This is a genomic window from Pseudomonas psychrophila, from assembly GCF_001043005.1.
GTDB lineage: Bacteria > Pseudomonadota > Gammaproteobacteria > Pseudomonadales > Pseudomonadaceae > Aquipseudomonas > Aquipseudomonas psychrophila.
Window position 1 is genome coordinate 40,480 of record NZ_JYKZ01000001.1, and the last position, 21,651, is coordinate 62,130.

The following is a 21,651-nucleotide window of genomic DNA, read 5'->3' on the forward strand; positions in this document are numbered from 1 at the left end:
AGAACGATGGAATTCGCTTTCTATTTCGCATCGGGTGTCGCTGTCGTGTCCACGCTACGCGTGATCACCAACACCAACCCTGTGCACGCCCTGCTCTACCTGATTATTTCGCTGATTGCCGTGGCGATGACGTTCTTTAGCCTGGGCGCACCCTTTGCCGGTGTGCTCGAAGTGATCGCTTACGCCGGTGCCATCATGGTTCTGTTTGTGTTCGTGGTGATGATGCTCAACCAGGGCCCTGCCTCGGTGACGCAAGAACGTCATTGGCTCAAACCGGGCATCTGGATCGGGCCGAGCATTTTGTCGGCCATCCTGCTGGCCCAATTGCTGTACGTGCTGTTCGCTCACCAGAGCGGTGCGGCAATCGGCCAAACCACCATTGATGCAAAAGCCGTGGGCATCAGCCTGTTCGGCCCGTATCTGCTGGTGGTTGAACTCGCCTCGATGCTGCTGCTCGCTGCAGCGGTGACGGCGTTCCACTTGGGCCGCACTGAGGCGAAGGAGCAATAACATGCCAGGAATACCTCTCGAACATGGTCTCGCGGTAGCGGGCATCCTGTTCTGCCTCGGTCTGGTTGGCCTGATGGTACGTCGCAACATTCTCTTCGTATTGATGAGTCTGGAAATCATGATGAACGCCGCTGCACTGGCCTTCATCGTTGCCGGTGCACGCTGGGCGCAGCCGGATGGACAAGTGATGTTCATCCTGGTGATCACCCTGGCAGCCGCTGAGGCCAGTATTGGCCTGGCGATCCTGCTGCAGCTGTATCGCCGCTTCCATACGCTTGATATCGATGCTGCCAGTGAGATGCGCGGATGAACCTTCTCTTTCTGACTTTCGTATTCCCCCTGATCGGCTTTTTGCTGCTGTCGTTCTCCCGTGGACGCTTCAGCGAAAACCTCTCGGCCGTGATTGGCGTTGGCTCCATTGGCCTCTCGGCCATCGTGGCCGCGTATGTGATCTGGCAATTCAACGTCGCACCGCCGCCAGGTGGTGAGTACACGCAAGTGCTGTGGCAGTGGATGTCGGTGGAAGGCTTCAAGCCTAATTTCGCCCTGCATCTGGACGGCCTGTCGGTCACCATGCTCGGTGTGGTGGTTGGTGTTGGCTTCCTGATCCACGTCTTCGCTTCGTGGTACATGCGCGGTGAAAACGGCTATTCGCGTTTCTTTGCCTACACCAACCTGTTTATCGCCAGCATGCTGTTCCTGATCCTGGCCGATAACCTGCTGTTCGTGTACTTCGGCTGGGAAGGCGTAGGCCTGTGCTCGTACCTGTTGATCGGTTTCTACTACAGCAACCGCAACAACGGTAACGCCGCACTCAAAGCCTTTATCGTGACCCGCATCGGCGACGTGTTCCTGGCCATCGGCCTGTTCATCCTGTTCCAGCAACTGGGCACGCTGAATATTCAGGAACTGCTGGTTCTGGCACCTCAGAAGTTCCAGGCCGGTGATTTCTGGATCGTGCTGGCAACCCTGATGCTGCTGGGCGGCGCTGTCGGTAAATCTGCGCAACTGCCGCTGCAAACCTGGCTGGCAGACGCGATGGCCGGTCCTACCCCGGTGTCGGCACTGATCCACGCCGCAACCATGGTTACCGCCGGTGTTTACCTGATTGCACGTACCCACGGCCTGTTCACTCTGGCGCCTGACGTGCTGTATCTGGTCGGCATTGTCGGCGGTGTGACCCTGGTGCTGGCCGGTTTCGCGGCACTGGTACAAACCGACATCAAGCGTATCCTTGCCTACTCGACCATGAGCCAGATCGGCTACATGTTCCTGGCCTTGGGCGTAGGTGCCTGGGACGGCGCGATCTTCCACCTGATGACCCACGCCTTCTTCAAGGCGCTGTTGTTCCTTGCATCGGGTGCGGTAATCGTTGCCTGCCACCACGAGCAGAACATCTTCAAGATGGGCGGCCTGTGGAAAAAACTGCCATTGGCCTACGCCAGCTTTATCGTCGGTGGCGCGGCGCTGTCTGCCTTGCCATTGCTGACGGCCGGTTTCTACTCCAAGGACGAAATTCTTTGGGAAGCCTTCGCCAGCGGTAACAACGAACTGCTTTATGCCGGCTTGGTCGGTGCGTTCATGACCTCGCTGTACACCTTCCGCCTGATCTTCGTCACGTTCCACGGTGAAGCCAAGACTGAAGCCCACGCAGGCCACGGCGTAACCTACTGGCTGCCGTTGAGCGTGCTGATCGTACTGTCGACGTTTATCGGCGCAATGATCACCCCGCCACTGGCTGGTGTTCTGCCACAAAGCGTTGGCCATGCTGGCGGTGAAGCCAAGCACAGCCTGGAAATCGCCTCGGGGGCTATCGCCCTGGCCGGTATCCTGCTCGCCGCCCTGCTGTACCTGGGCAAGCGTCGTTTTGTAACCGCCGTCGCCAACAGCGGCATCGGTCGCTTCCTGTCGGCCTGGTGGTTCGCTGCCTGGGGCTTCGACTGGCTGTACGACAAACTGTTCGTCAAACCGTACCTGTTGATCTGCCGCTTGCTGGCCAAAGATCCTCTGGACCAGACCATTGGTTTGATCCCGAAGATGGCCAAGGCCGGGCATAACGCCCTCAGCCGCAGCGAAACCGGTCAACTGCGTTGGTACGCTGCATCCATGGCCGCCGGTGCTGTACTGGTCATGGGCGCCATCGTGTTGGTAGCGGTCTGATATGAACCTTCGACTTTGCGAAAGGAATTGAGCCCGTCATGATTCTGCCTTGGCTAATCCTGATCCCCTTTATCGGCGGCCTCCTGTGCTGGCTGGGTGAGCGTTTCGGCTCCACCCTGCCCCGCTGGATTGCATTGCTGACCATGTCCCTTGAGCTTGCCCTCGGCCTTTGGCTGTGGTCCCAGGGGAACTACTCATTTGCACCGGCGCCTGGCGCCGATCCGACCTGGGCCCTTGAGTTCCAGCACACCTGGATTGCACGCTTCGGTATCAGCGTACATCTGGCGCTGGACGGCCTGTCGCTGCTGATGATCCTGCTGACCGGCTTGCTCGGTGTGCTGTCGGTTCTGTGTTCCTGGAAAGAAATTCAGCGTCACGTGGGCTTCTTCCACCTGAACCTGATGTGGATCCTGGGCGGTGTGGTTGGCGTGTTCTTGGCCATCGACCTGTTCATGTTCTTCTTCTTCTGGGAAATGATGCTGGTGCCGATGTACTTCCTCATCGCGCTCTGGGGTCACAGCTCATCGGACGGCAAGAAAACCCGTATCTACGCCGCCACCAAGTTCTTCATCTTCACTCAGGCTTCCGGCCTGATCATGCTGGTGGCGATCCTGGGTCTGGTGCTGGTCAACTTCAACACCACCGGCGTGATTACCTTCAGCTACGCCGAGTTGCTGAAAACCAAGATGTCGCTCACCACTGAGTACATCCTGATGCTGGGCTTCTTCATTGCGTTTGCCGTGAAGCTGCCGGTTGTACCGTTCCACTCCTGGTTGCCGGATGCTCATGCACAGGCACCTACCGCAGGTTCGGTCGATCTGGCCGGTATCCTGTTGAAGACTGCTGCGTATGGTCTGCTGCGTTTCGCCTTGCCGCTGTTCCCGAACGCCTCGGCCGAGTTTGCGCCGATTGCCATGGCCCTGGGCCTGATCGGGATTTTCTACGGTGCTTTCCTGGCCTTCGCACAAACCGATATCAAACGCCTGATCGCGTTCTCCAGCGTTTCGCACATGGGCTTCGTACTGATCGGTATTTACTCCGGCAGCCAGCTAGCCCTGCAAGGCGCCGTGATCCAGATGCTGGCCCACGGTGTTTCGGCAGCTGCGCTGTTTATCCTCAGCGGTCAACTGTACGAGCGTCTGCATACCCGTGACATGCGTGAGATGGGTGGTTTGTGGTCCAAGATCGCTTACTTGCCAGCCATCAGCCTGTTCTTCGCGGCGGCGTCCCTAGGCTTGCCGGGTACCGGTAACTTTGTGGGTGAGTTCCTGATCCTGATTGGCTCGTTCGCCAGCTTCCCATGGATCACGGCCATTGCAACAACCGGCCTGGTGTTTGGTTCGGTCTACTCGCTGATCATGATTCACCGTGCCTATTTCGGCCCATCCAAGTCGGACGCTGTACTGGCCGGCATGGATGCACGTGAACTGATCATGGTGCTCGGTCTGGCGGTATTGCTGATTTTCATCGGCGTGTACCCACAACCGTTCCTCGATACCTCGGCTGCCACCATGCATGGCGTGCAGCAATGGCTCGGCACCGCCTTCACTCAACTCGCTTCGGCCCGGTAAGAGCGCTATGGAATTCACGATCCAACACTTTATCGCGCTTGCTCCACTGCTGATTACCAGCCTCACCGTTGTTGTGGTGATGCTGGCAATCGCGTGGCGCCGCAACCACTCACAGACCTTCCTGCTTTCGGTGGCGGGTCTTAACCTGGCCTTGTTGTCGATCTTCCCGGCGTTGAAAGTTGCTCCACTGGCTGTCACCCCGCTGTTGATGATGGACAACTTCGCCTTTCTGTACATCGGGCTGATCCTGGCCGCGACCCTGGCCTGCGTCACCCTGGCTCACGCCTATCTGGGCGAAGGCGGCACGGGCTACCCGGGCAACCGAGAAGAGCTTTACCTGCTGATGCTGCTGGCTGCGACCGGCGGTATCGTTCTGGTCAGCGCACAACACCTGGCCGGTTTGTTTATCGGTCTGGAGCTGCTCTCGGTACCGGTTTACGGCCTGGTGGCGTACGCCTTCTTCAACAAGCGTTCGCTGGAAGCCGGCATCAAGTACATGGTGCTGTCGGCCGCCGGTTCCGCGTTCCTGTTGTTCGGCATGGCCTTGCTGTACGCCGAAGCCGGCAGCCTGAGCTTCAGCGGCATTGGTCTGGCCCTGGCAGCCACTGGCGTACCTGCGCCGCTGGCACAGCTGGGTCTGGGCATGATGCTGGTGGGTCTGGCGTTCAAACTGTCGCTGGTTCCTTTCCACCTCTGGACGCCGGACGTGTACGAAGGTGCTCCGGCACCGGTTGCTGCGTTCCTGGCTACCGCGTCCAAAGTGGCTGTGTTTGCGGTGATGGTGCGTCTGTTCCAGATCACACCTTCGGCAACCACCGGTGTGATGAGCGATGTACTGACCGTGATCGCGATTGCCTCGATCCTGTTCGGTAACTTGCTGGCCCTGACCCAGAACAACCTCAAGCGTCTGCTGGGTTACTCGTCCATCGCTCACTTTGGCTATCTGCTGATCGCCCTGGTAGCGAGCAAGGGCATGGCCATGGAAGCCATCGGCGTGTACCTGATCACCTACGTGCTGACCAGCCTGGGTGCATTCGGTGTGATCACCCTGATGTCCTCGCCCTACAAAGGCCGTGACGCCGACGCACTGTACGAGTACCGCGGCCTGTTCTGGCGTCGTCCGTACCTGACGGCCGTCATGACCGTGATGATGCTGTCGCTGGCGGGTATCCCGCTGACGGCTGGCTTTATCGGCAAGTTCTACATCATTGCCACCGGTGTTGAAGCTCACCAATGGTGGCTGGTCGGCTCCCTGATCCTGGGGAGCGCCATCGGCGTGTTCTACTACCTGCGAGTGATGGTGACCCTGTACCTGGTAGAGCCGAAACTGCATCGCCACGATGCTCCGCTGAACTGGGAACAAAAAGCCGGTGGCGTCATGCTGCTGGCGGTTTCGGTCATGGTGTTCTTCCTGGGTGTGTACCCGCAGCCAATGCTGGAACTGGTGCAACACGCCTCGCTGAGCTTTGCTGGCTAAGCGCTGGGCGCTGTACCCAAAACCCCGTGAAGGCTGGCCTTCACGGGGTTTTTTTGGTTTGTAACCGCTGGCTACGGGTCGTCAACACGAAAACAGGCTGCCTCGACGCGCATTGCTTTTGATCTGTGCGCACCGTCGAAAGGCCCGGGGTGGCCAGCAGAACCAAAAACAGAACTGATGAGAAGCCATCGCAGAAATGACATAGTCGGCAATACCGCACATGGAGTTGGCCCCCCCAATGAAGAAATACTTCCTCTATCCGCTCATGGCATTGCTCGCAGGATGCAGCACGGGGCCCTATCTGTATCCCGAATCTGCAACGGGTAAAAACGCCGTGCTTGATCGCACCTGCCCTGGTCCGAAAGCAGCAATGAGCTTTGCCCCTCTCTCGGAAGAACTCGATTGGGTGCATGTACTGGTCTATGTAGCGCCGCCGGGCACATCGAGCTGGCCGGGTAACCTGCGCTCAGTTGATACCGAGCTACGCCTATTTGGCCGACTCTACATACCTCCACGCTTGCGCAACCTGAACACACCGGATCAACGCCGAGCGGCCTACAAACAAACCGACCCGCCTCTGTGGGTCAGTGCCGCCTCCCCCATGGTGAGCGTAACCCTGGTGACGGGTGAAACCTATCAGGTCAGGATCGATCAATTGGAAACCGGCTTTGACCCGCGAGAACAAACCAGCAGCAGCCGTAAGGGAACGCCACTGGGCAAGGGCGATATGGATGACTTCACCCTCACCTTCCCGGATATCTACGTGAATGGTGAAAAAGTGCCCATGGCACCCATCCACTTTAAAAAACGTGAAGAACGCTATGCGCCCGTATTTAACTGCTGAGTAAAAACCTGCCACACCCCAACAACGACAATGCTCTTCGACTGGCACCTCCACATGTCCTACCGAATAACTGCCTGCCAAATGGAGTCATGCCATGGAACGCGAAAAAATTGATGCAGCCTTAAAAGAACATGTCGTCCCGGTGCTTCGCAGCATGGGGTTTAAGGGATCTTTTCCACACTTTCGCCGTAACACGGGACAGCAAATCGACCTGCTAACGTTTCAGTTTGATAAACATGGAGGCGGTTTCGTCGTTGAAGTAGCTGTCAGTCCGACTGAGGGAGTCACCCTGCATTGGGGCGAGCAGATCCCCGCGGCAAAAGTGGTCGCCACGCACCTGCAGCCCAATAAACGCATTCGGTTGGGCGCGGCCATGGAAGGAGACCACTGGTTCAGATATGACAATAAAGGCACCCGCACTACCCGATTCGAATATACGGCCCGGGAGGTACTGCCTTACCTGAGCGCTGAAGCAACTGAGCACTGGGCCAAAGGCCCTCTCTGGGACAACTCAACCTCGTAAGCCCCTTTGACCCGGGGTTAGTTTCTCAGACGTGACGTGCGGTGATACACAGGGAAAGCCTTTTGGGTGACTTTTTCGGCGTCTGGAAGGAACGAAGGCTGCGTCCGGTTGCGATGCGACCGTAAAACCTGAGCCCGGGATTTACCTGAACGACCGCTGTGTAAGGTTTTACGGCTGCTGCGTCGCAGTGGCGCACCAAACCGAACGCAGCCTCGCTCGGCTCGTCAGCGGCTACAGACTCGCGCTTACCCCGCGTCGTAGCAGTTGACGAGTAGAACGAGGCTACGATCGATCGCGAAGCGGTCGTAACACCGGGGCACCCGGTATGCCTGACTAACCGTGGAAGCCGATTTTACGACTGCTTCGCAGCCGAACGCAGCCTCGTTCTACTCGTCAGCTGCTACGGATCGTGCGCAAACCGCCACCAAACAGGCCGGCCGGTCGGCCGCCTCGGGGCGAAATGCTTTTGATCTGCCCGCCCCTTCGGGAGGCCGAGAGGAGGTTCCGCGCAGTGGGCATCCCGGCATGGATGCCGGGATAGCCGTGTTGGGCCAAGGATGGCCCGTCACGGCGGGCCCAAGGGGCGGGACCGGAATGAGGGAACCTGAGCGAAGCGAAGGCCGTACGCTGGGGCGAGGACCTTTTGGTTCCTTTTGGGTCCTTCTAAAAGGGACTCGCTGTAAGAGCGAAACCAATAGTCCAGTTAGACCTAGATGCCGGATATGTACTCAACGTGCCAGTTAAACAAACAAGATCAAGCAGGCCGCAACCGCCAACCCAGCACATCCAGCAGGTCACAACCATCACGCAGTAAATGAGCGGCAACAGTGGCCAGATGCTTGAGATCAACAGCATCGGCCTGCTGCATTTCGCGGCTGGAGAACGATTCCATCAGTTGAGTTACAGCCAGAACGCGGGCGACTGCGTTGGCATGGAGCACATCGAGGGGAGCGCTACGATCGATCAATAACGCGGGGATGGTGCAGTCGATAGCGGTAAGAGGAATAAACGAAGAACTAGCCATTAATCAAACTCCTAAATGTCGAATTTGAGCCAACCGTTCTCGTCGCCAAACGAAAAAAGGTGGCCGCTATGCGCGGGTTGGCGAACCGGTAACATTTAGGAAAACCCGGCAGATCCAAAGATCTCCCACGCACAGCTGCCATAAAGCAACGCGAGCAAAATACACGCCCCGCTATATATAACAACCACATGCTAACTAAATATTGTCCAAGTCGCCAAACCCGGTCGCCTTATCGGCGAGCACCGACTATAGGCCCCGCACCAAGCCCCCAGCAATTGCCAACCCTGTGCGAAAAATCCCGAAAAAACGTGAGCTTGTAGCATCGCGAGCAAGCCCGCTCCGACTCAATTTATGCTGCCCGCACGTTGCGAGTGATTCTCGGCTTGTATAGGCTGGCGCGCCGCCCGCCCATCGACCTGGAAGCTCCATTAATGCGCTCTGCTCTTTCTTCACTTTTACCCTTGGCGTTGATCTGCAGCGCCCCCGCCTATGGCAGTGCCCTGGAACTGGGCGAGGTTCAGGTGCGCAGCGAAGAAAGCAGTGAGCTTGAGGCCGCAAAGGCCGCGCTTGAGCAAATCCCCGGCGCCAGCAACCTGATCGACATGAGTCGCGTCGAAAACGGCCGCACTGCCAGCAACGCCGATGTGCTGGCCTATCAACCGGGGGTCTATGCACAATCAGCGGGCAATGACGGGGCCAAGGTCTCGGTGCGCGGCTCGGGTATCAACCGCGCGCCCAGCGCCCACGGTTCTGGCCTGTATGTGATGTTCGACGGCTTGCCCTTAACGGGCCCCGGCGGCACCCCTTACGAGTTGTTCGAGCCCTTGTGGCTAAGCCGCGCCGAAGTGCTGCGCGGCGCCAACGGTTTCGAGACCGGCTCACTGGCCCTGGGCGGGTCGATCAACTACGTTACCCATACCGGCTACGACGCGGCGCCCTTGCAGGTGCGCTACGAAACGGGCAGCTATGGCTATCAGAAACGTCAGATCAGTTCCGGGCAGGTGCTGGGTGATCTGGACTACTACGTGTCGTTGACCGACTCCAACACCGATGGCTATCAGGACCACACCCAGGGCAGCAGCAAAGGGATTGCCGCCAACGTCGGTTATCGATTCAGTCCGCAACTGGAAACCCGCTTCTATCTGCGCTATCGCGAAACCGATAACGAACTGGCCGGGCGCGTGACCAAAGACAGCATCAAGCATCATCCCCGCGCCGCCAACCCGGCCTATGTCAGCGGTGACTACACCCGCCCGCAACCCGGCAGCACCTGGCTGGGCAACAAGACCACGATGTATCTGGATGACGATTCGCAACTGGAAGTGGGGCTGGTCTATCACGACTACCCCATGGACCTGCGCGAAGGCCCCAACCGCCTCAAAGTTGCCTACACCGATGTCAGCGGCACGCTGAACTACAAGCGCCGCGACACCTTGTTCGGACTTGAAAGCAAAACCACCGTAGGGCTGCGCAATACCAAGCATTTGCCCAACAGTGGTGCTTCGGAGTATGTACGTATCCCTCGGGGCAACACTGCGACTTACGCACCCGGCACCAAGATGCGCGACTTCAGCTATCAGGGTTCTGATACCGTGCTGCACGCCAGCAACGATCTGGAGCTGATCCCCGACCTGTGGCTGACCACCGGCATGGCGCTGATCTACACCCGCCGCGAGAGTGATGTGAGCTACCCCGAGAGCGGCGGCAAGGTGAGTCAAAATGACTGGGACTACGCCCCCCGTGTCGGCCTGCGATATGAGTTCAACCCGAACCTGCAGGTGTACGGCAACCTCAGTCGTTCGGTCGAGCCACCCCATCCCTGGTCGATGATCTGGAGTTCACCGTTTGTGTTTCCAGTCGGTAGCGGTGCCGCCACCGGACGCCAAAGCACACCCATTGCCCTGAAAAACCAGACGGCCACCACTCTGGAACTGGGCACCCGCGGCGAATCATGGATCGGACAATGGGATCTGGCCTGGTATTACTCGGCCATCCGCCATGAACTGTTGACCGTTGAATTGCAAGCAGCCACACAAAACCTTGGGCCGATTGTGGGTGAGTCAAACGCCAGCCCAACCGTGCACCAGGGTTTCGAAGCCGGCCTAAACAGCCTGCTGTGGCAAGGCGAGGCCGCTGGCAAGGTGTCCATGCGCCAGGCCTACACCTTCAGCGACTTCCATTACCGTGATGATTCGCGTTTTGGTGACAACAAACTGCCCGGGATCCCGCAGCACTACTATCAGGCCGAGATCCGTTACGACCACCCACAAGGCTTCTATGCCGGGGTCAACACCCAGGTGGCCTCGCGCATGGCGGTGGATTACGCAAACTCGTACTACGCCTCGTCCTACATGCTGTGGGGTGCAACGCTGGGCTACAACTCCCCCAAGCAGGATTGGCAAACCTGGCTCGACCTGCGCAACCTCACCGGTGAGCGCTATGCCGCAACCATTACCCCGGGTTATGACGACAAAGGCCTGGATGCGGCGCGCTCCACACCGGGTGAAGGCATGGGCGCTTACGTCGGGGTTTCCTACAGCTTCCGTTAATCGCCAGGCGGGATATCAGCAGGCAACCGCACCTTGCGGCGGGTGCCGCTGAACAATCCCCAGCTGGACAGGAACAGGGCGGCAATCAACGGCCCGATCACAAAGCCATTGAGGCCGAAGATTGCCATGCCGCCCAGGGTCGAAATCAGGATCAGGAAGTCTGGCATTTTGGTGTCTTTACCCACCAGGATCGGGCGCAGCACGTTGTCCACCATACCGATCACAAAGACCCCGTACAGCGCCAGCACCACCCCTTCCCAAACCGCACCGGTCACCACAAAGTAAACCGCTACCGGTGCCCAGACGATCCCGGCGCCGATGGCAGGCAGCAAGGACAGGAACATCATCAGCACCGCCCAAAACAACGCGCTGTGGATGCCCAGCACCCAGAAGATCACGCCGCCCAGTGCACCCTGGGTGATCGCCACAGCCAGGTTGCCTTTGACCGAAGCCCGCACCACGCGGCGCAGCTTGAGTTGCAACAGGCGTTTTTGCTGTTCCGCCAGCGGTACTGCGTTGCGAATGTTGCGCACCATCTGCTGACCATCACGAATAAAGAAGTACAGCAGGTACAACATGATGAAAAAGCTCACTACCAGATCAAAAGTGCTCTGGCCGAAGCTGAAAACCTGAGTGGCAAAAAACTGGCTGCCTTCGAGTGCACCCTTGGAGACTTTTTCACTTAGCCCGTCAATGTTGCCCATGCCAAAACGGTCAAGCCAGTCCTGCGCGGTGGCCGGCAAGATGTCCTTGAACTGCATGACGTAACTGGCGACGTTGATCTTGCCGCTCTCAACGTCCTTGTAGAGGGTGGCCACTTCTTGCACCAGCAAGGCTGTGGTGATGACCACCGGAATGATCGCGATCACCGTACACGCACCCAACGTAGTAAATGTTGCCAGATTGCGGCGTCCGCGCATCTTGAGCAGCAGCTTGCGCTGCAAGGGTGCAAACAAGATCCCCAGCGCCACCGCCCAAAAAATCGCCCCGTAAAACGGCAGCAAAATCCAGATAAAGGCAATCGTGACCAAGGCCAGCAACAGGAGAAGGGTTTTGCGTTGAAGACTGGTTTCGTTCATGTGTCATCCATGTCGGTAAGCCGCGAATGCTTGGAATAGACGCAGTGTAGCCGTTGGCACAGGCTGAGATAAGCAGCACGGTGCTATCCCCCCTCAAGCCAGACCCCGCAACCTGCACCAACGGCTACGAAAACGACGTAAGCAGCATTGACAACCCTGTGCGCACTCTGTAAAAAATCCATCCAGTTGTATGACAACAGATAACAAAAATAATAATGTTCAAGGAGCTCTACGGATGATGTCACCTACCTGCGCCCTCTCGCTTCTCACACGCTCAATAACCGCTAAAAATACCCGATCCCTTGCACTGCTCGGCCTCGGCAGCATGGGCCTGGCCTTGCCGTTAACGGGTATGGCAGAGGGCTTTGTGGACGACACCAAAGCCACCCTGACCCTGCGCAACGCCTACATCAATCGCAATTTCACCAACCCTGCCTATCCGCAGAGCAAAGCCGAAGAGTGGACGCAAAACTTCATTCTTGACGTCAAGTCCGGTTTTACCCAGGGCACGGTCGGATTCGGAGTGGATGTACTGGGTCTCTACTCTCAGAAACTGGACGGCGGCAAAGGCACAGCCGGTACTCAACTACTGCCGATCCATAGCGATGGCGAACCGGCCGATAATTTTGGTCGCCTGGGCGTCGCGGCCAAGGCCAAAATTTCCAACACGGAGCTTAAAATCGGCGAGTGGATGCCGGTGCTGCCAATCCTGCGCTCGGATGACGGGCGCTCCCTGCCGCAAACGTTCCGTGGCGGCCAGATCACCTCCAAGGAATTCGCCGGCCTGAACCTTTACGGCGGTCAATTCCGCGCCAACAGCCCGCGTAACGATGCGAGCATGGAAGACATGTCGCTCAACGGCAAAGGCGCCTTCACCTCCGACCGTTTCAACTTTGCCGGCGGTGATTACAGCTTCAACGAAAAGCGCACTCAGGTTGGTGTGTGGTACGCCCAGCTGGAAGACATTTATCAGCAGCAATTTCTTAACCTCCTGCACAGCCAGCCCATTGGCGATGTGACTCTGGGCGCCAACCTCGGCTATTTCTGGGGCAAGGAAGACGGCAATAAACTGGCTGGCGATCTGGACAACAAGACCGCTTATGCCCTGCTGTCGGCCAAATACAAAGGCAACACCCTGTACGTTGGCCTGCAGAAAGTCAGCGGCGACGACGGTTGGTTCCGCGTCAACGGCACCAGTGGCGGCACATTGGCCAACGACAGTTACAACTCCAGCTACGACAACGCCAAGGAACGCTCCTGGCAACTGCGCCACGACCTGGATTTTGCAGTGCTTGGCGTACCCGGCCTGACGATGATGAACCGCTATATCAGCGGCGATAACATCCACACCGGCGCCATTACGGACGGCAAGGAATGGGGCCGCGAATCGGAACTGGCCTACACCGTGCAAAGCGGCACATTCAAGGACCTGAACATGCGCTGGCGTAACGCTAGTATCCGTCGCGATTACAGCGCTAACGAGTTTGACGAAAACCGCATCTTTATCAGCTATCCGCTGTCGTTGTTGTAAGCGCCAGCCCCAACAACTTGTGGGAGCGAGCCTGCTCGCGATGGCATCACTGCAACTTTCCTGACAAACCGCAGCGCCAGCATCGCGAGCAGGCTCGCTCCCACAACAGCCAGACTGTTGTTGACCCCAACCGATTTGCGGCGGTTGCAAGTACGGATTCGGCATTGACAACCACCACAATGGCTGTGAATAATCCGAGCCAAGTCATACGACAACAGATGACAATAACAAGAATTACAGGGATCTTTGATGACAACCACACGTACTGTCCAAACCCCCTTCAATCGCCTTCTTCTCACCGGTGCAGCCGGCGGTCTGGGGAAGGTGCTGCGCGAAAGCCTCAAGCCCTACGCCAAGGTTTTACGACTCTCTGATATCGCCCCAATAGCACCCGCGGCCGATAGTCACGAAGAAATAGTCCTCTGCGACCTCGCCGATAAACAGGCTGTTCACCAGATGGTTGAGGGCGTAGACGCGATCCTGCACTTTGGTGGTGTCTCGGTCGAACGTCCGTTCGAAGAAATTCTGGGCCCGAACATCAGCGGCGTTTTCCATATTTACGAAGCAGCACGCCGTCATGGCGTCAAGCGCGTGATCTTCGCCAGCTCCAACCATGTCATCGGGTTCTATAAACAGGACCAAACCCTGGATGCCCACTCCTTGCGTCGTCCGGACGGCTATTACGGGCTGTCAAAGTCCTACGGCGAAGACATGGCCACCTTCTACTTCGATCGCTATGGCATCGAGACCGTCAGCATCCGCATCGGCTCCTCATTTCCCGAGCCGCAGAACCGCCGGATGATGAGCACCTGGCTGAGCTTTGCCGACCTCACGCAGTTGATCGAACGCTCGTTGTACACCCCACATGTCGGCCACACCGTGGTCTATGGCGCCTCAAACAACCTCAACGTGTGGTGGGACAACCGTTTTGCGGCCCACCTGGCTTTTGAGCCCAAGGACACCTCTGAAGTATTCCGCGACAAGATCGACGCCCAACCAATGCCTGCGGCCAATGATCCGAGCATGGTTTACCAGGGCGGAGCCTTCGTTGCGGCCGGTCCATTCGGCGACGAGTAAACCGCTGCCCGCGCATCACACTGAATACGGACAAGGATTGAGCCGCCATGACTGCTGAACTGATTCTGGATGCACGCAACGCCACCGGCGAAAGCCCGGTCTGGAGCTCGGCGCAACAAGCACTTTACTGGGTGGATATCCCGGCAAAACGCCTGCACCGCTGGAGCCTCGCCGATGGTAAAAACCAAAGCTGGCAGGCCTCGCAAATGCTCGCGTGCATTGCTCAGGCAGAGAATGGCAGTTGGATCGCCGGCATGGAGAATGGCCTGTTCGCTATCACGCCCCACGCCGATGGCAGCCTCGACAGCCGCCTGCTGGCCAGCGTGACCCACGCCCTGCCAGAGATGCGCTTCAACGACGGCCGCTGCGACCGCCAAGGGCGGTTCTGGGCGGGCACCATGTTGATGAACATGGCCGCAGGGGCACCGGTAGGCGCGATGTATCGCTATGACGCGGGCCAGGAAGGACCGCTCAAGGCGCAACTTGAAGGGCTGACTGTTCCCAACGGCCTGGCGTTCAGCCCGGACGGCAAGACCATGTACCTCTCGGACTCACACCCCGATGTGCAAAAGATCTGGGCTTTCGACTACGACACCGACACCGGCACCCCCCATGGCCGCCGCCTGTTCGTGGACATGACCGAGCATGCTGGCCGCCCCGATGGCGCCGCCGTCGACGCCGATGGTTGCTACTGGATCTGCGGCAACGATGCGGGGTTGGTCCATCGGTTTACCCCTGACGGCAAGCTTGACCGCTCCTTGGCCGTGCCCGTCAAAAAACCCGCCATGTGTGCCTTTGGCGGCGCAGATCTGGACACCCTGTTCGTCACCTCGATCCGTCCTGCGGGTAATCTCAGCGACCAGCCGCTGGCAGGAGGCGTTTTCGCCCTCAGGCCCGGGGTCAAGGGACTGACGGAGCCCGCGTTCAACAACTGACTGCTTTGCCGACACTGCTGATCCAACACCTTGATATAAAAAAAACAATATTTGGAGTGACCCATGGATTTCAAACGCACCCTGCTTATCGCTGCACTGCCACTGGCCTTCTGCCTGTCAGGCATGGCCCAGGCCGAAATCAAAATCAAGTTCGCCGAAGTTCACCCCACCGGCTATCCGCCTGTGGTGGCTGAGCAGGAAATGGGCAAGAAGCTCCAGGCCCAGAGCAACGGCGATATTTCCTTCAAGATGTTTGCCGGTGGCGTACTGGGCTCAGAGAAAGAAGTGGTCGAGCAGCTTCAGTCCGGCGCAATACAAATGACCCGCGTCAGCCTCGGGATCCTCGGGCCGGTCGTACCGGAAACCAATGCGTTCAACCTGCCGTTCGTGTTCCGTGACCAGGCCCACATGCGCAAAATCATCGACGGCGAAATTGGCCAGGAGATGCTGGATAAAATCACCAATTCCGACTTCAACATGGTCGCGCTGGCGTGGATGGATGGCGGCACCCGCAACCTCTACACCAAGAAGCCAGTACGCGAGATGGCTGACCTTAAGGGCATGAAAATTCGCGTCCAGGGCAACCCGGTCTTTATCGATACCATCAACGACATGGGTGGCAATGGCATCGGCATGGCGACCGGCGAAATCTTCAGCGCCTTGCAGACAGGCGTTATCGATGGCGCCGAAAACAACCCCCCTACCTTCCTTGAACACAACCACTATCAGAACGCCAAGTACTTCACCTGGACCGATCACCTGATCCTGCCGGAGCCAATCGTGATCGCCAAATCCACTTGGGCAAAACTGAGCCCGGAGCAACAAGCTCTGGTGCAGAAACTGGCCCGAGAGGCGCAGTTTGAAGAACGTGAGCTGTGGGACAAAAAATCCGCCGAGAGTATCACCAAGCTCAAGGCCGGTGGTGTTGAGTTCATCACCCTCACGCCAGAACAGAAAAAAGCCTTCTACGACGCTACTCAGCCAGTGCGCGACAAATATGGTGCGAACTACAAAGACCTGATTTCCCGTATTGAAGCCGTTCAATAAGTCAGTCCGATAATGCCGCGGTGACGGGCTCCTGCCCGTTCTCCGCCGCAGTGGTGAGCCCCATGAAAAATACCGTGCTGCGCTTTAACGACATGTTGTACCGGGTATGTATCGGGATTGCCGGCCTGTCGGTACTGACCATGACCCTGATCATTCCATGGGGCATTTTTGCCCGCTACGTGCTCGGGACCGGCTCCAGCTGGCCCGAGCCCACCGCCATTTTGTTGATGGTGGTCTTTACCTTTTTCGGGGCCGCCGCCAGTTACCGCGCCGGGGCCCACATGGCCGTTGCGATGGCTGTGGAACGCATGCCCGCACGCATCCGCTCCAAGGTGGCCGTGCTGGTGCAAATACTGATGGTGATCGTCTGCCTGTTCATGACCGTGAAGGGGTTTAAATTGTGCGCGACCACCTGGAATCAATTCATCGGTGAGATGCCATCCGTCAGGGTCGGCATCTCCTATTTACCGATCCCTATAGGCGGTCTGGTCACCCTTTGCTTCGTCCTGGAAAAACTCTTTCTGGGTGACCAAAGCCACCGCCGTGCCGTGCGGTTCGACATCGTAGAAGCCAGCGAAGAGGCCGTATAAATGGACGCTTTCGTACTGTTGGGCAGCTTTATCGCCCTGATCCTTCTCGGCATGCCGGTCGCTTACGCGCTGGGCCTGTCGGCACTGGTCGGCGCCTGGTGGATCGATATCCCGTTTGATGCCCTGATGATTCAGGTGGCTGGCGGGGTCAACAAGTTCTCCCTGCTGGCAATCCCGTTCTTCGTACTGGCGGGGGCGATCATGGCCGAAGGGGGCATGTCGCGCAGGCTGGTGGCCTTCGCCGGGGTGCTGGTGGGTTTCGTACGGGGCGGGCTGTCACTGGTCAACATTGTGGCCTCGACCTTCTTCGGCGCGATTTCCGGCTCATCCGTGGCTGACACGGCGTCTGTAGGATCGGTTCTGATTCCGGAAATGGAGCGCGCTGGCTACCCCCGCGAGTTCTCCACGGCAGTCACTGTCAGCGGCTCGGTACAAGCCCTGCTCACCCCCCCGAGCCATAACTCGGTGCTGTACTCGCTGGCTGCTGGCGGCACGGTATCGATCGCTTCGCTGTTCATGGCCGGCATCATGCCAGGGCTGCTGCTCAGCGCTGTGATGATGGGCCTGTGCATGATCTTTGCGCGCAAGCGCAACTACCCCAAAGGTGAAGTGATCCCGCTGCGCAAGGCACTGAAGATCGCGGGTGAAGCGATGTGGGGGCTGATGGCCATGGTCATCATCCTCGGCGGTATCCTGACCGGCATCTTCACCGCTACCGAGTCGGCTGCGGTTGCGGTGGTCTGGTCGTTCTTTGTCACCATGTTTATTTACCGCGATTACAAATGGCGCGACCTGCCCAAGTTGATGCACCGGGCGGTACGCACCATTTCCATCGTGATGATCCTGATCGGTTTTGCCGCCAGCTTCGGTTACATCCTGACGCTGATGGAAATCCCGATGAAGATCACCACAGCGTTCCTGACGCTGTCGGATAACCGTTACGTGATCCTGATGTGCATCAACGTGATGTTGCTGCTGCTGGGCACCGTGATGGACATGGCGCCACTGATTCTGATCCTGACGCCGATCCTGTTGCCCGTGATCATCGGTATCGGCGTCGATCCGGTGCATTTCGGCATGATCATGCTGGTCAATCTGGGGATAGGACTGATCACACCGCCGGTTGGCGCCGTGCTGTTCGTGGGGGCTGCCGTGGGCAAGGTCACCATTGAAAACACTGTTAAAGCCTTGCTGCCGTTCTACGTGGCGCTGTTCATGGTACTGATGCTGGTGACCTATGTTCCGGCCATCTCGCTGTGGTTGCCAAACCTGGTGCTGTAAACCGTCCCCTGCCCGTGGGAACGGGCTTGCTTGCGATGCAGACGACGCGGTGTAACTGATACACCGCAGCGATCCCATCGCGAGCAAGCCCGCTCCCACAATGCTTATCCAAGAGGCTTTATTTCCAGCCAAGGAGGCTGGTTACTTATGTCTGCTCCTGCTTTGTTCCCCCGCCATATCGCCGTGTTGATTCTGGTCCTGCTGGCCTGCGCATTCGCGGGCAACCATATCGCCGCCCGCATCGCCTTCGACCACGATACGGGCCTGTTACTGGCCATTCTGTGTCGCGCTGGCGTGACCTTGCTGGTGTTGACCGGCCTGGTGCTGTGGCAACGCGACCCCCCCCGATTGACCGCTGCCAACTGGCGCTGGCAATTGCTGCTGGGACTGCTGATCGCGGCACAAAGCTTTTTTATCTATTCGGCCGTGGCGCGGATTCCCGTGGCACTGGCACTGTTGATTGCCAACGTGGCGCCGATCCTGCTGGTGCTGCTGACCTGGGCGCTGGGCGGTGCAGCCCCGACCCGGCGAGCGGCGCTGCTCATGGGGTTGATCATGTGCGGTCTGGTATTTGCCCTGGACGTACCCGAGCGCCTGTCGAACCAGGGCAGCACCGAAGCGCAATGGCTCGAAGGCATTCTGTTCGGGTTCGCCGCCGCCTCCGTGTTCGCCTGTGCTCTCTGGATTACCGATCATAAACTGTCGAGCCTGCGTGGCACGGTGCGCAGCATGCTGACCATGCTGATTGTGTTTTGCGCAGCGGCCCTGGCCGGGGTCAGCGGCGTGCTGCCCGGCGGCGTGTCGCTGCCCTCCTCGTCCACCGGCTGGACAGCTCTGGCCTGCCTGGTGGCGCTTTATGGGCTAGGGTTCTGCCTGTTGTTTATCTGCATGACGCGCCTGAACATGGCCCGCAACGCACCCGTGATGAACGTTGAGCCAGTGGCAAGCCTGCTGTTCGGCTGGCTGATCCTGGACCAGTTGCTTAGCAGCGGCCAAATCATCGGAGGCCTGATCGTGGTCGCGGGTATCGTGATGCTGACCTGGCGCCGTGCCACCGATTGATCGTCACTCCTTAACGGTAGAGCCCCATGCCCACAGAAACATTGACCCTTGAAGACGGTCTGACCCGTCTGACTCTGGCACCGCACATAGGCGGCAGCATTCTCGACTGGAGCATCATTGCCAGCGGCCAGCCCTTGTTTCGCCCAAGTGCTGCCGATGCCCTGGACAGCAACTCGGCCAACCAGCTGGCCTGTTATCCACTGGTGCCCTGGTCGAACCGTATCGGGGATGGAGGCTTCGAAGGTGCAGGTCATTGGTTCGCCTTGCAGCCCAACAATCCTCCAGGCCTGCTGCCCATCCACGGCAGTGCATGGCAGCAGGCCTGGAGCGTGATCGAGCACAGCTCGCAGCATGCTTGCCTGCAACTCGACAGCACCGTCCCCTTTGCCTACCGAGCGCAGCTGCGATACAGCCTGAGCGACGGCCAACTGCATATCGAACTGAGCGTGATCCATCAGGACGAGCACGCCGCCTGGCATGGCCTGGGCCTACACCCGTATCTGCCGCGCACCGCCAACACACGATTGCAGGCCAAAGCCTCACAGGTCTGGCTGTGCGATGACCAGGGCCTGCCTACCGAGCGTGCACCGCTGCCGGTTGAATGGGACTTCAACCAGAGCAACGCCTTGCCGCACACCCGGCTCGACAATTGTTTCACCGAGTGGGATGGCAACGCAGTGATCAACCAGCCGGACCTGGGCTATACGCTGGGCTGTCAGGCAACGGGCAGCCCTTACTGCCTGGTGTATTGCCCGCCGGGTGAAGACTTTTTCTGCTTCGAACCCGTCAGCCACCCGGTCAATGCCCATCACCTGCCCGGCCATCCGGGGTTGACGTTATTGCACAGGGGGCAGTCAACCAGCATCAGTGTCAGCTTCAAGCTCAACCCATAGATCCAGGTCAATAATCTCGCACTCAGGCTCGACTACCATCGCGCCTTTTTGCGAATGACCTGACTATGCGCCTTGCACCGCCCGAACTCCTCGCCCCAGCCGGCACCCTCAAAAACATGCGTTATGCCTTCGCTTATGGGGCCGACGCGGTGTACGCAGGTCAGCCGCGTTACAGCCTGCGGGTACGCAATAACGAATTCGACCACGCCAATCTGGCCATTGGCATCGCCGAAGCCCAGGCACAGGGCAAACGTTTTTATGTGGTGGTCAATATTGCCCCGCACAACGCCAAGCTGCGCACCTTCCTCAAGGATCTGGAGCCGGTCGTTGCCATGGGCCCGGATGCGCTGATCATGTCTGACCCGGGACTGATCATGCTGGTGCGCAAAAACTTCCCCCACGTACCGATTCATTTGTCGGTACAGGCCAATACGGTTAACTGGGCCAGTGTCGAGTTCTGGCGTCAGCAAGGCTTGAGCCGGATCATCCTGTCCCGCGAGCTGTCACTGGAAGAGATCGAAGAGATTCGCCTGCAAGTGCCGGACATGGAGCTGGAGATTTTCGTCCACGGGGCGTTGTGCATGGCGTACTCGGGGCGCTGCCTGTTGTCCGGTTACATGAACAAGCGTGACGCCAATCAAGGCAGTTGCACCAATGCATGCCGCTGGAAATACGACGCCAAACCGGCCACGGAAAACGAACTGGGCAATATCGTCAAGGTGGTCGAGCCGACCCTGGGGGTGGGAGCGCCCACCGACGACGTGTTCGTGCTGCATGAATCCCAACGCCCGGACGAGCAGATGACCGCGTTCGAAGACGAACACGGTACTTACATCATGAACTCCAAGGATCTGCGCGCCGTGCAGCATGTGGCACGGCTGGCCGGGATGGGCGTGCATTCGCTGAAAATCGAAGGGCGAACCAAGTCGCACTTCTACTGTGCACGGGCAACCCAGGTGTATCGCAAGGCAATTGATGATGCGGTGGCAGGACGTGAGTTTGACCGCAGCCTGATGACGGACCTGGAGTCACTGGCCCAGCGCGGTTACACCGAGGGGTTTTTGCGGCGCCATGTCCACGATGAATATCAAAACTACCTGCAGGGCAGTTCGTTATCGCACCGCCAACAGTTTGTCGGGGAGTTGACCGGCGAACGGCGCAACGGCCTGGCCGAGGTCAAGGTCAAAAACCGATTTGCCCTGGGTGACCATCTGGAGCTGATGACCCCGCACGGCAATTACCACTTTGATCTCGAACGGTTGCACAACAGCGCGGGCTTGCCGACCCAGGTTGCACCGGGTGACGGCCACACGGTGTACCTGCCGATCCCTGAGCAGGTGGACTTGAAGTACGGGTTGTTGATGCGGGATTTGACGGTGAATGAGGTGATGGAGCGCTCGGCGTGAGCGCTGTGGGAGCGGGCTTGCTCGCGATAGCATCGCCCGGTTTTGTCTGACGATCGAGCCGTCAGCATCGCGAGCAAGCCCGCTCCCGCAGA

At 58.6% G+C, this 21,651-nt stretch carries 19 protein-coding genes; 17 read left to right on the top strand and 2 right to left on the bottom strand.

The annotated features are described in order from the left end of the window. The first annotated feature begins 6 nt into the window (after positions 1–6). From nuoJ to TU76_RS00200, 7 genes are all read left to right on the top strand, one after another. Positions 7–510 carry an NADH-quinone oxidoreductase subunit J gene (nuoJ, locus tag TU76_RS00170; protein WP_019828520.1) on the top strand — a complete coding sequence of 168 codons (504 nt, stop codon included), beginning with the start codon at positions 7–9 and terminating at the stop codon, positions 508–510. Between the two features lies 1 nt (position 511). Beyond that, the gene (gene nuoK / locus TU76_RS00175; protein WP_019412103.1) at positions 512–820 is read left to right on the top strand and encodes an NADH-quinone oxidoreductase subunit NuoK; all 309 of its coding nucleotides are present in this window, start codon (positions 512–514) and stop codon (positions 818–820) included. After that, the gene (gene nuoL / locus TU76_RS00180; RefSeq protein WP_048350830.1) at positions 817–2,670 is read left to right on the top strand and encodes an NADH-quinone oxidoreductase subunit L; all 1,854 of its coding nucleotides are present in this window, start codon (positions 817–819) and stop codon (positions 2,668–2,670) included. The genes nuoK and nuoL overlap by 4 nt, the downstream gene beginning before the upstream one ends. 38 nt (positions 2,671–2,708) lie before the next feature. Next, a complete protein-coding gene (gene nuoM / locus TU76_RS00185) occupies positions 2,709–4,241 on the top strand; it encodes an NADH-quinone oxidoreductase subunit M (protein ID WP_019828523.1) in 1,533 nt (510 codons plus the stop codon). Between the two features lie 7 nt (positions 4,242–4,248). Continuing rightward, entirely contained in the window at positions 4,249–5,718 is a 1,470-nt protein-coding gene (gene nuoN, locus TU76_RS00190; RefSeq protein ID WP_019828524.1) for an NADH-quinone oxidoreductase subunit NuoN, read from the top strand. Positions 5,719–5,956: 238 nt separating this feature from the next. After that, positions 5,957–6,562 carry a hypothetical protein gene (locus TU76_RS00195; RefSeq protein WP_048350831.1) on the top strand — a complete coding sequence of 202 codons (606 nt, stop codon included), beginning with the start codon at positions 5,957–5,959 and terminating at the stop codon, positions 6,560–6,562. A gap of 94 nt (positions 6,563–6,656) precedes the next feature. Then, a complete protein-coding gene (locus TU76_RS00200; RefSeq protein WP_053070202.1) occupies positions 6,657–7,085 on the top strand; it encodes a DUF4304 domain-containing protein in 429 nt (142 codons plus the stop codon). A 754-nt stretch (positions 7,086–7,839) separates the two neighbouring features. Here TU76_RS00200 and TU76_RS00205 read toward each other — a convergent pair. Beyond that, on the bottom strand, positions 7,840–8,109 hold the full coding sequence (locus tag TU76_RS00205; protein WP_048350832.1) for a hypothetical protein: 270 nt from the start codon (positions 8,107–8,109) through the stop codon (positions 7,840–7,842). A 431-nt stretch (positions 8,110–8,540) separates the two neighbouring features. On the opposite strand from TU76_RS00205, the gene TU76_RS00210 reads away from it, so the two are divergent. Beyond that, positions 8,541–10,658, top strand: a complete 2,118-nt coding sequence (locus TU76_RS00210) for a TonB-dependent receptor family protein (RefSeq protein WP_048350833.1) — start codon at positions 8,541–8,543, stop codon at positions 10,656–10,658. Here TU76_RS00210 and TU76_RS00215 read toward each other — a convergent pair. After that, positions 10,655–11,737: an AI-2E family transporter gene (locus tag TU76_RS00215; RefSeq protein WP_046808673.1), complete on the bottom strand. Its 1,083-nt coding sequence runs from the start codon at positions 11,735–11,737 to the stop codon at positions 10,655–10,657. The two genes, TU76_RS00210 and TU76_RS00215, sit on opposite strands and share 4 nt — an antisense overlap. Positions 11,738–11,972: 235 nt before the next feature. Between TU76_RS00215 and TU76_RS00220 the strand changes: the two genes are divergently transcribed. The 9 genes from TU76_RS00220 to trhP all read left to right on the top strand — a co-directional run bounded on the left by TU76_RS00220 (position 11,973) and on the right by trhP (position 21,559). Further along, entirely contained in the window at positions 11,973–13,268 is a 1,296-nt protein-coding gene (locus tag TU76_RS00220) for an OprD family porin (protein ID WP_082136475.1), read from the top strand. A gap of 249 nt (positions 13,269–13,517) precedes the next feature. Continuing rightward, entirely contained in the window at positions 13,518–14,345 is an 828-nt protein-coding gene (locus TU76_RS00225; RefSeq protein WP_048350834.1) for an NAD-dependent epimerase/dehydratase family protein, read from the top strand. A 47-nt stretch (positions 14,346–14,392) separates the two neighbouring features. Beyond that, positions 14,393–15,280 carry a glucurono-1,5-lactonase gene (locus TU76_RS00230; RefSeq protein WP_048350835.1) on the top strand — a complete coding sequence of 296 codons (888 nt, stop codon included), beginning with the start codon at positions 14,393–14,395 and terminating at the stop codon, positions 15,278–15,280. 63 nt (positions 15,281–15,343) lie between these two features. Beyond that, on the top strand, positions 15,344–16,327 hold the full coding sequence (locus TU76_RS00235) for a TRAP transporter substrate-binding protein (RefSeq protein WP_019828540.1): 984 nt from the start codon (positions 15,344–15,346) through the stop codon (positions 16,325–16,327). A 62-nt stretch (positions 16,328–16,389) separates the two neighbouring features. Next, complete coding sequence (locus TU76_RS00240) at positions 16,390–16,917, top strand: TRAP transporter small permease (RefSeq protein ID WP_046808669.1); 528 nt, start codon at positions 16,390–16,392, stop codon at positions 16,915–16,917. Then, entirely contained in the window at positions 16,918–18,198 is a 1,281-nt protein-coding gene (locus tag TU76_RS00245; protein ID WP_019828543.1) for a TRAP transporter large permease, read from the top strand. A 147-nt stretch (positions 18,199–18,345) separates the two neighbouring features. After that, complete coding sequence (locus TU76_RS00250) at positions 18,346–19,260, top strand: EamA family transporter (protein WP_048350836.1); 915 nt, start codon at positions 18,346–18,348, stop codon at positions 19,258–19,260. Between the two features lie 26 nt (positions 19,261–19,286). After that, entirely contained in the window at positions 19,287–20,153 is an 867-nt protein-coding gene (locus TU76_RS00255) for an aldose 1-epimerase (protein ID WP_019828545.1), read from the top strand. Positions 20,154–20,218: 65 nt separating this feature from the next. Beyond that, positions 20,219–21,559 (top strand): prephenate-dependent tRNA uridine(34) hydroxylase TrhP, encoded by a 1,341-nt coding sequence (gene trhP / locus TU76_RS00260; RefSeq protein ID WP_046808667.1) that lies wholly within the window; start codon positions 20,219–20,221, stop codon positions 21,557–21,559. Positions 21,560–21,651: the final 92 nt, after the last annotated feature.